Raw genomic sequence first — 11,194 nt, forward strand, 5'->3', positions numbered from 1 at the left:
TATAGTGCGTAATAACGACGTACAACGTGAAAAAATACCGACTTTCCAAGCGTTAGAATCTTGTTCTAGCCTTTGGGAGTCGGTATTATATTTGATTAAATGTCGATTACGGATTTGGCGATTAATCCAAGCCCTTTAAACCTTTCAAGGAATAACTTGTGTTCATCATGGTTGATATACACTGGTAGAGCAGCCTCAGATACAAGCTCGACAAAAAGTATTATGTCCATGTTCGAATCATTATCAAGACAATTCGCTTTAAAGTCGTAATCTACAATTACTCTATGCTCATTTTTTAGCTTTTCATAAACCTCTTTCAACAGGCTTCCAGCTTCCTGTACATTTGATTTATCCTCAAACTTAAATAATACGATATGTTTCATAACTTCCTCCAATCAATTTTTATATTACAATATAGAACAAATAAGACGATTCACCGTACGAAATCTATCATCATTTCCATTATACAATAATTTAATAAACATAATCAATCATAAAAAGCTTTGTTCGGCAATTGTAATGCGTTCTGCTCGATGAAAATAAAAAATGTTTGTATTTTTCGTTATATATCATAAAATTATCACAAAAAAAGACAAAAAATTCATCAAAAAATTGCTAATTCATTAAAAATATGTTATAATCAGATTTATATTACAATAAATGTTCGCAAAAATCCGAAGTGTAATATGGACTTTATTATATCGAAAGAAGGAATATTATGAATCAATACAATATACTTGTAGCTGAAGATGATCTGGATATACAAGAGCTTATGGTAGAATTTCTTAATGCCAATAACTATAACGTAGATGCCGTTTCTGATGGTGTCGAATGTATGCATAAATTCAAAGAGAAGGACTATGACCTGATTATATTAGACATAATGATGCCAAATCTTGATGGTTATACTACCTGTAAAATGATAAGAAATACATCAAATGTTCCGATAATTTTTCTTACAGCACTGAATGAGGAAAGCAATCAGATGAACGGATTTGATATTGGTGCAGATGATTATATCACAAAGCCGTTTTCATTTAATATTTTGATAAAGAGAGTGGAAGCTGTTCTAAGAAGGAGTAGCAATAGCGTATCATCAGAGTTTTTAAGCTTTGATAATTTAAGGCTAAATCTTAACACATATTCGATCGAGGTTGAAGATAGGGATGTTGAGCTTACCTTGAAGGAATTTAATATTTTGAAAGAGTTGATAGAAAAATACCCTCATATCGTAACTAGAGAAAACTTGTTGGATAGTATATGGGGATATGATTTCTATGGAGATACTAGGATAGTCGATGCTCATATCAAAAATATCAGAAAAAAAATTGGTGTTCCATGTATTAAGACTGTTAAGGGGATAGGGTACACACTGGAGAAAAATGTTTAATAAATTGAAAGAAAATATATCAGAAAAAAATATAAAAAAATTAAGAACGAAAATTTTTGTTATGACATTTGTACTGGAGATTATATTCGCATTTACGACCGTTGTAGCTATTTATCTGCTTATTCCGGCTATTATCGAGTCAAAAAAATTAAGCCAACCAGACCTATTACTGATTTTACAAAATGAAATCAAGTCGGATATATTTCTGTTTCCTGGACTGCTTGTTATTATTTCATTATTTTCACTTATAGGCTCGTACTTGCTTTCTGGTATCGTAACAGAACCACTGATAAGAATCATTGACTATGACAAATTTCAAATGACTAGGAAAAAGGAGTTTATAGGAGCGATATCCCATGATTTAAAGACACCGATTACAGTCATAAGTGGTCAGCTTGAAGGTATGATATACAATGTTGGAAAATTCAAGGACAGAGATCTGTATCTAAAGAAGTGCTATGATGCTACTCAAGAGATGAAGCAGTTAGTAGATAAAATGATGGAAATCTCCAAAAATGAAATACTAAACAAGCGTGAGGCTTCCGAATACATACGGATTGACAAACTGATTGAAAAATCTATAGAAAAGCATAAATTTCTATATGAGAAAAAAAATATGAGATTGATAAAAAACATTAGAACATCAAAGAAGATTTTTGCAAATGAGACTGATATAGAAAGTGTTTTAAACAATATCATTGGCAATGCAATTATGTATTCACCAGAATACAACACTGTCATAATAACAGCAAACGAGGAAAGACATACTCTTTCTGGATATACTGTTGTTTTAACTGTTGAAAATACTGGAGTTACAGTATCAAAAGAGCATCTGGCAAAGATTTTTGATCCACTATACCGAGTGGATTCGTCACGAAATAGAAATAGTGGTGGTAGTGGATTTGGATTGTTTTTTGTCAGTCAGATTCTAGAAAACTACGGTTTCAAATATGAGATGTTTAGTAGAGAAAACTCTACAGTTTTTAAGATAGAGTTTGAATCTAATAACATAAATTTATGTACAAAATAATTTTTACGGAGGTTTTAAATGAATTCAAATCAAGAATTAAGCGGTATTAAAAAGCTATTTCCTTTATTAGCCGAAAAAGATACCAACTTAAGAAAAGAAATGGTTGCTGGTGTGACAACTTTCTTGACAATGGCTTATATCATAGCTGTTAACCCAAATACGCTTTCTGCTGCAGGGATGGATGCTGGAGCATTGGTAACTGCAACTTGCTTGGCAGCTGCAATTGGTTGCTTTATAATGGGCTTTATGGCAAATCTACCTTTTGCATTGGCATCAGGTATGGGGCTTAACGCATTCTTTGCTTACACTGTTGTATTAAAAGGTGGAGTTCCTTGGGAGGTTGCTCTTACAGCTGTATTCGTTGAAGGTATTATATTTATTTTACTAACTCTTTTCAAGGTTAGAGAGGCTGTTGTCAACTCAATCCCTATAAATATGAAGCACGCTGTTACAGCAGGTATTGGTATATTTATAGCATTTATCGGACTAAAGGGTTGTGGATTGATAACTGCCAATGAAGCGACATTGGTAAGTATGAATCATATAACACCAACTGTAATCTTTGCGTTTATCGGACTTATAGTAATAGCAGTATTTGATAAAAAAGGACTAAAGGGATCTATTTTGGCTGGTATAGCTGTATCGTCAATACTTGCATGGGGATTTGCAATGATTGATCCAAAGCAGGCTACTGAGCTTGGAATTTACTTACCTAATGGAATTTTTAAATACGAATCCATCAAGCCAGTCGCTGGAAAGGTAGATTTTGGATTTTTAGCACATCCAAAAGATGTAGGTAACTTCTTCGTTGTAGTTGCAACGTTGCTTTTCGTCGACTTCTTCGATACAGTTGGTACTCTTGTAGGTGTTGCATCAAAAGCAAATATGCTTGATGAAAATGGAAATGTGCCAAATGTCGGAAGAGCATTGCTTGCAGATGCATTTGCAACAACTATAGGTGCTACTCTTGGTGTTTCAACTGTAACTACTTATGTAGAATCATCAACAGGTGTTATGGAAGGTGGTAGAACAGGTTATACAGCTATCACAGTAGGAGTTCTATTCCTTTTGGCGATGTTCTTCTCACCAATATTTATAGCAATTCCAGCCTGTGCAACAGCACCTGCACTGATTTATGTAGGATATTTGATGTTGAGTTCTATACACAATATTGATATACACAATGTTACAGAAGGATTACCAGCGTTTATTACAGTAGTGGGAATGGCTCTTACTTATAGTATAGGTGATGGTTTGACAATTGGTATAATGTCATATGTATTGATTAACCTATTGTACAATTTATTTGCATCAAAACAGGAAAAGGAAAAAATTTCACCTGTAATGGTCGTGTTGGCTATTTTATTCTTCATAAAGCTAGCATTTTTATAGGAAAACAGGCATTTTTATAAGAAAATAATAATATATATTGAAATATTGCTCTATTTTGGTTAATATAGTAGTATAGTACATTATGGACTATTGATTGAATTATTATTAATGTTTAATAATCAATTCAATGGTCCTTTTTTTATGAAGTAATAGTGAAAGGAAGGAATTAATGTTACAAGTAACAGATGTTGGATTAAGATTTGGAGATAAGGAACTATATAAAGACGTAAATATCAAATTTACAAAAGGAAACTGCTACGGGATAATAGGAGCAAATGGAGCTGGAAAAAGTACATTTTTGAAAATATTGTCTGGTGAGATTGAGCCAAATACAGGTAGCGTTTCAATAACTGATAAAGAGAGAATGTCCGTACTAAAGCAGGACCATTTTGAATACGATCAAGTTCCAGTAATAGATACAGTAATAATGGGGCATGAAAGACTGTGGAAAATAATGAAGGAAAAAGATGCCCTATATATGAAAGAAGACTTTAGCGATGAAGATGGTATCAAGGCGGCAGAGCTTGAGGGCGAATTTGCAGAATTAGACGGCTGGGATGCAGAGACAAATGCTGAAAAAATACTTATGGGATTGGGAATAGAAAAGGATCTACATTATTCTTTGATGAATGAAATATCAGGTGGAGAAAAGGTTAAAGTATTACTTGCACAGGCTTTGTTCGGAAAACCTGAAATATTGCTGCTAGACGAGCCTACAAACCATTTGGATTATGCTTCGATAAAATGGTTAAATGAATTTATAATAAACTTAGACGAGACCATAGTGATCGTTGTATCGCATGACAGACATTTTCTAAACACAATTTGTACACATATCGTCGATGTCGACTTTGGTAAGATAAAGCTTTACACTGGTAACTACGATTTCTGGTATGAATCAAGTCAGCTTGCACTACAGCTTATGAAGGATCAAAACAAAAAAGCAGAAGAAAAAATCGCTCAGCTAAAGGAATTTATTGCTAGATTTAGCTCTAATGCATCAAAGGCAAAACAGGCTACATCTAGAAAAAAACAGCTTGAAAAACTTAACATTGAAGAAATACAGCCATCTAGAAGAAAATACCCATACGTCGCTTTTAAGCCCGAGAGAGAAATCGGAAACGAGGTATTGGAATTACACAATATAACAAAGGAAATAGACGGAGTAAAGGTATTAAATGATATTAGCTTTAGACTTGATAACGATGATAAGGTAGTATTTTTGGGAGATGATATCGCAACAACAGCACTTTTCGATATACTATCAGGAAAAGATGAAAACTTTGAAGGTAGCTTCAAATGGGGCGTTACTACATCAAATGACTATATGCCAAAAAATCACAATGAATATTTTGACGGATGCGAATTATCTTTGGTTGATTGGCTAAGACAATTCTCTGAGGAAAAGAGCGAGAGTTATATCAGAGGATTTTTGGGAAGAATGCTTTTTAGTGGCGATCAAGCGTTGAAGGAAGCAAATGTACTGTCAGGTGGAGAAAAGGTCAGATGTATGTTGTCCAAGCTGATGTTGTCAAATTCCAATGTTCTAATATTGGATGATCCGACAAACCACCTTGATCTAGAATCAATAACATCCGTAAACAAGGCATTAGAAGATTTCAAAGGAGTTTTACTATTTAGCTCACATGACCATCAATTTATTTCCTCTATAGCAAATAGAATAATATTCATTGGAGAAAACGGAATTGTCGATAGAAAAATGGACTTTGAAGAATTTATCGAAAGTGATGAAATACAAGAACTATTGAAGAAAATAGTTCAATCATAAGAAATAAAAAAATGAAAACTGACAATATTATTAACAAAATTCAAGAAAATCATTGCGAATATTTATTGGTATAAGTTATAGTACGGTTTTTGAGTCTTATTAATAGAGCATAGCCAAAAGTTATATCAAAAGTAATTGAAAAATATTGCCTTTTTTCAGAGAAAATTTCAGCTTAATTTTAAATAAAATTTTTGAATATGGTATCAATCTCTAAATAGGGTATTGATACCATTTTTTTACAAAATTGTCTTATCAATTATAATGTCCAAAAATATTTTCTTATTTTTGAATATTAGTTATTGTTTTTTTAATAGTTAGTGTGATATAATGTTTGTATAAAAAATTAGAAACGTGAATAGGTGCTATTCTTTTTTATAGATAATAGTTTTGCTACTTTTTTATGAGATGATAGGAGGTGTGTCTTTTGATTTATGGCTACTGTAGAGCAACAACTTCAAAGCAAGTTGAAAATGGATATTTAGATGAACAAGAAAAATCGATTACTGAACGGTATTTTGGTTGTATTATTGTAAAAGAAGCGTCGCTGGATATGAATGTAAAGCCAGACTTCGATTTGATAATGAATAAATTAATGGTTGGGGATACTATTGTTGTTACAAAGATGGATAGATTTGCCAGATCGCTTAGCGATGCCTGTGAAATTATCCAGTCAGTTATTGACAGAGGTGCAAAAATCCATATTTTAGATATCGGATTATTAGATGACTCTATAATGGGAAAGCTACTATATTCGACAATATTATCCATAAACGAATTTGAAAAGGCACTACTTGTTGAAAGAATACAATCAGGTAAGAACAAAGCAAAGAAAACTGAGGGGTTCAAAGAAGGAAGACCAAAGAAATATACTCAAAGTCAGATAGAAGAAGCTTTGAAAATGTTGGAATTATACTCATACAAAAAGGTAGAAGAACAGACAGGTATTTCAAAAAGTACACTGATTAGAGCGAAAAAGGAATTATCAAAATAATAGTTATGGTTAGATAGGATATGCAAAATGAAAAGAGCTTTTGATTAGGCTCTTTTTTTGTAATATAAGAAATATATAAGAAATGAGGTAAAGAGTTGGAGAATTTAACTATAGATTTTAATGAAAATATAGACTGTCACAAAAATATTGATCATCATGAAAACATTGAGAAGCACATAGAACGATACAAAAACATAGATTTGGAAGCCATATTCTCAAATCATTGTCCGGATATTATTTCTTCTCAAAGGATAATGCTGTCGTCAGTTGTCATTCCGGTAATAAATATCGATGGAGTAGATAATATTCTTTTAGAGGTTAGAGGCAATAAGCTAAAGCATCAGCCAGGTGAAATATCTTTTCCTGGAGGAAAGATGGAAGCACATGAAAGACCAATCGATACAGCAGTTAGAGAGTTTTGCGAGGAGTTGATGTGTGGCGAGGATAGCATTGATATCATTTCAAGACTAAATCAATATATAGCTCCAAACAAGGGGATTATTTACACATTTTTAGGAAGAGTGAAGGACATAGATTTAGGAATATCAAATGATGAAGTGGAGCGATTGCTTCCAGTTCCAATATCATTTTTCAAGACAGAACAGCCGACTGTTATTATGAATAAGGTGAGCTTTGAACCAGCTGACGATTTTCCATTTGAGGAAATGAGAATACCAAAAGACTATTTCGATTTTAAAGTAGATAATGAGGTTATTTTCTATAAATACGAAAATGAAATAATCTGGGGGATAACAGCATATATCATAAGAGATTTTGTGAGTAAAATCAATTTATAGCTGTTTTTTATAATGATTATTCATAGTTGGTTGCATTTAGATGATTATTTATAGATGGCTATTCATAGATTGTTATTCATTGATGGTTATTTTTAAATAGTTCTTTTTAGATAGTTCTTTTTAGATAGTTCTTTACAGAAAATTTTATTGTGATATAATCTAATTATACAAACAAAATATATACAGGGGAGCTTTTTGCTGAGAGGAATTATTTCGACCCTTAGACACATTGGATAATGCCAGTGTAGGAAATGTTTATCCCACGCTGTGGGATTTTTTTATTACCAAAAAACAAAGCTGGAAGATAAATGTGAATCGGTATAAAACGTGAATGAGTATAATAAAGATAAGCATGATAAAAAGTGAATAAGCATAATAAAAACTAATGAAAAGGAGATGATTTTATGGTAATTGCTGACATTGCCGTTATGCCTCTTAGACCATATGGTTCTGAGGAGGAAATGTACAAAGTAGTAGATAGGTGTATAGAGCTTATCAAAGAAAGTGGAATGAAATACGAAATCAGTGCAAATTCCACGACTGTAGAGGGTGACTTGGATTCAGTATTTGAATTGGCAAAAAGAGTCCATTCACTTCCATTTGAATTAAATTGTGAGAGAGTGATTACTATTTTTAGAATAGATCAAAAACAAGGTGGAATTACTATAGATGAAAAGCTTAAAAACCATAGATAAAAAAATAAAAAATGGAATTTATCCATTGGTGACCCTGTTGATTTTGATATTGGTTTGGGAGCTGACGATAAATATGCTCAAAATACCATCATATTTAATTCCAAGCCCAAGTGATATATTGATTGAATTTAAAGAGGATTGGCGGGTATTGTTGGTGCATAGCAAGGTGACACTGATTGAAACTCTACTAGGATTGATGATTTCAGTTTTGCTGGCGTTATTTATCGGAACTCTAATGGATTTTGTAACAATAATAAAAAAATGTCTATACCCATTGATGTACGTTACACAGATGATTCCCACTATAACAATTGCTCCATTGCTTGTTATTTGGTTTGGGTTCGGAATAAAATCCAAGGTTCTATTAGTTGTTTTGACCTGTTTTTTCCCGATTCTTGTCAATTTTGCAGATGGAATAGACAAAGTTGATCCAGACTTTCTCAATATGTTCAGGCTGATGAAATCAAGTAGATTGAAAACGTTCATCCACTTGAAATTTCCGATGGCGTTGGGAGATCTCTTTACAGGTCTGAAAATATCCAGCACATATGCATTTATTGCTGCAACAGTTGCAGAATGGCTTGGAGGTACTTCTGGATTGGGAGTATATATGGTTAGAGCCAAAAGCTCATACGCACTTGACAAGGTATTTGCCTGTACTATTCTAGTCGTTCTGTTTAGTTTGATATTTGTAGGTGTTATCAATATTTTGAGAGATATTGTGGTTAGAGATAATCATAAGCATTGATAAAAATGCAAAAATTGCAAAAAAATAGTGAATGAATATCAATAAAAAAGCATTATAAATAAATAATAAAATAATGATATAGATGGAATAAAAAATAATTAGAACAAATATAAATAAAAACTATACAAAAGTATAAATAAAAAGAACAAAAATAAATTGGAGGATAATATGAAGATAAAAAAAATTGCATCAATTTCCCTTACTCTAGCACTGGCTACTTCTGTATTGGTAGGCTGCTCACAGAAAAACAGTGAAACTACAAGCTCCGACAAGCTTCAAAAGGTAACCTTGATGTTGGACTACACACCAAACACAAATCACACTGGCATATATGTGGCAAAAGAAAAGGGTTTCTACAAGGAACTTGGAATTGACCTTGAAATTGTTCAACCATCAGAGGGAGATTCGGCGACCTTGGTTGCAACAGAAAAGGCAGATTTTGGCGTCAGCTATCAAGAAGACGTTACATATGCCTTGACTAAGGAGAAAGACCCACTTCCTGTAAAGGCAATAGCTACAATTATCCAGCACAATACATCTGGATTTGCGTCGCCTGAATCAAAGAACATAAAAACACCAAAGGATTTTGAAGGAAAGACATATGGCGGATGGGGATCACCATCAGAGGAAGCAATAATAAAATTGGCGATGGAAAAAAACGGTGCAGATTTTTCCAAGTTAAATAGAGTAGATATCGGTCAGGATGACTTCTTTACAGCGACAAAGAAAAATATTGATTTTGCGTGGGTGTTCTACGGATGGGATGGTATACAGGCACAGCTACTTAAGGAAAAGATAAACTATATACCAATAAAAGATATTGATACTTCATTGGACTATTACACACCTATACTGATAACAAACAACAAGACAATAAAGGAAAATCCAGAGCTTGTAAAGAAATTTATGGAAGCCACAGCAAAGGGGTATGATTTCGCCATCAGCAATCCGAAAGAATCTGCTGAAGTATTGATTAAGGCTGTTCCAGAGTTAGACAAAAATCTGGTAATTGCAAGCCAAGAATACCTATCAAAAGAATATCAATCAGATGCACCAAAATGGGGAGAAATGAAGTCATCGGTTTGGGAAAATTATGCCAAATTTATGAAATCGAACGGTTTGATAAAAAAAGACTTAAATGTAGAAGAGGCATTTACAAATGAATTCCTTCCAAAAAAATAAAAAAATCTCAAGTAAAGAGAATATAGACCTAATAGGAAAAAAAAATGATACAGTCCCAATAGAAAAAAAGGAAGCAAAAGAAATAAAGCTAAACCTTAAGGCTATATCAAAACATTTTGATGGCGAATTTGCATTGAAGGACGTCAATATATATGTAGAAAAAGGAGAAATAGTATCTCTGATAGGTCCGAGTGGATGTGGAAAAAGTACGATATTCAATATAATTGCTGATTTGGTAAAGCAAGACTCTGGAATTTGCGATGTATATGGCGAAATAAGCTATATGTATCAAAAGAATCTGTTATTACCATACAAAACCATTATAGACAATGTATGTCTACCATTGACTGTCAAAGGTGTCAAAAAAAAGAAGGCACATAAAGAGGTCTCTGGGTATTTCGAGATATTTGGACTAGAGGGCTATGAAAATCGGTATCCAAATGAATTATCAGGTGGAATGAAGCAGAGAGCGAACTTTATGAGGACATTTGTTCACTCAAACGATATTATGCTTTTGGATGAACCGTTCGGAGCATTGGATTCGATAACGAAAATGAGCCTGATAGAGTGGTTTTTGGAGATAAGAAAAAAACTAAAACCGACAGTTATGCTGATAACACACGATATTGATGAGGCAATAGCGATGTCAGATAGAATATATGTGCTATCAAACAAGCCAACAGTAGTACTGGAAGAAATAGATTTGAGTAGATATGACAAGAGTAGAGATATTTTGGAACTGTCTACAGTAAAGAAGGAAGTAATGAAGACAATCAAAGATAATAGAAATTAGCAAAAGCTAAAAAAACTCAAAAAATTCAAATAAAGAAAAATAAATATGAAATAATCTAGAAAAAACAAACTATAATGTAGAAACCGAAAATCGTATGCAAATAGTTTGTTTTTTTATACAAAAAACTTATTTTATTAATTTATTTCTTGGTCTAATCGAAAAAAACTTTTTTAAAAAATATTTTGATGATTTCACTTTATGTAAAAAAAATATAAAAAAATAAAAAAATGTTTGAATAAGTATATTCTAGGAAATATACTTATGAGTGTTTGCTAATAGATATTATTTATATCTAATGAAGTACAGAAATTTTTCACCTATTCAACGAATAGATGTGACATATTTATAAAAAAATAAAATAAGTTAAAAAAATTGAAAAATGACTTG

11 protein-coding genes are annotated in these 11,194 nt (G+C 32.5%); 10 read left to right on the forward strand and 1 reads right to left on the reverse strand.

From position 1 onward, the window contains the following. Positions 1-95 precede the first annotated feature (95 nt). A complete protein-coding gene (locus tag FYJ71_RS03680) occupies positions 96-383 on the reverse strand; it encodes a Dabb family protein (RefSeq protein ID WP_154537431.1) in 288 nt (95 codons plus the stop codon). A 335-nt stretch (positions 384-718) separates the two neighbouring features. On the opposite strand from FYJ71_RS03680, the gene FYJ71_RS03685 reads away from it, so the two are divergent. The 10 genes from FYJ71_RS03685 (at position 719) to FYJ71_RS03730 (ending at position 10,807) form a co-directional block, all read left to right on the forward strand. After that, a complete protein-coding gene (locus FYJ71_RS03685) occupies positions 719-1,390 on the forward strand; it encodes a response regulator transcription factor (protein WP_154537432.1) in 672 nt (223 codons plus the stop codon). Then, the gene (locus FYJ71_RS03690; protein WP_154537433.1) at positions 1,383-2,420 is read left to right on the forward strand and encodes a sensor histidine kinase; all 1,038 of its coding nucleotides are present in this window, start codon (positions 1,383-1,385) and stop codon (positions 2,418-2,420) included. Before FYJ71_RS03685 ends, FYJ71_RS03690 begins: the two co-directional genes overlap by 8 nt. 18 nt (positions 2,421-2,438) lie before the next feature. Then, the gene (locus FYJ71_RS03695; protein WP_154537434.1) at positions 2,439-3,812 is read left to right on the forward strand and encodes an NCS2 family permease; all 1,374 of its coding nucleotides are present in this window, start codon (positions 2,439-2,441) and stop codon (positions 3,810-3,812) included. Positions 3,813-3,981: 169 nt separating this feature from the next. Continuing rightward, positions 3,982-5,601 (forward strand): ABC-F family ATP-binding cassette domain-containing protein, encoded by a 1,620-nt coding sequence (locus FYJ71_RS03700; protein ID WP_154537435.1) that lies wholly within the window; start codon positions 3,982-3,984, stop codon positions 5,599-5,601. A gap of 415 nt (positions 5,602-6,016) precedes the next feature. Further along, positions 6,017-6,592 carry a recombinase family protein gene (locus FYJ71_RS03705; RefSeq protein ID WP_321055937.1) on the forward strand — a complete coding sequence of 192 codons (576 nt, stop codon included), beginning with the start codon at positions 6,017-6,019 and terminating at the stop codon, positions 6,590-6,592. Positions 6,593-6,687: 95 nt separating this feature from the next. Beyond that, complete coding sequence (locus FYJ71_RS03710; RefSeq protein WP_235899049.1) at positions 6,688-7,389, forward strand: NUDIX hydrolase; 702 nt, start codon at positions 6,688-6,690, stop codon at positions 7,387-7,389. A gap of 404 nt (positions 7,390-7,793) precedes the next feature. Beyond that, entirely contained in the window at positions 7,794-8,084 is a 291-nt protein-coding gene (locus tag FYJ71_RS03715) for an MTH1187 family thiamine-binding protein (RefSeq protein ID WP_154537437.1), read from the forward strand. After that, entirely contained in the window at positions 8,059-8,832 is a 774-nt protein-coding gene (locus tag FYJ71_RS03720; RefSeq protein ID WP_154537438.1) for an ABC transporter permease, read from the forward strand. The genes FYJ71_RS03715 and FYJ71_RS03720 overlap by 26 nt, the downstream gene beginning before the upstream one ends. Positions 8,833-9,000: 168 nt before the next feature. Continuing rightward, a complete protein-coding gene (locus tag FYJ71_RS03725) occupies positions 9,001-10,014 on the forward strand; it encodes an ABC transporter substrate-binding protein (RefSeq protein ID WP_154537439.1) in 1,014 nt (337 codons plus the stop codon). Further along, on the forward strand, positions 9,992-10,807 hold the full coding sequence (locus tag FYJ71_RS03730) for an ABC transporter ATP-binding protein (RefSeq protein WP_154537440.1): 816 nt from the start codon (positions 9,992-9,994) through the stop codon (positions 10,805-10,807). Before FYJ71_RS03725 ends, FYJ71_RS03730 begins: the two co-directional genes overlap by 23 nt. Positions 10,808-11,194 lie beyond the last annotated feature (387 nt).

The organism is Peptostreptococcus porci (assembly GCF_009695815.1).
Classification (GTDB): Bacteria; Bacillota; Clostridia; order Peptostreptococcales; family Peptostreptococcaceae; genus Peptostreptococcus; species Peptostreptococcus porci.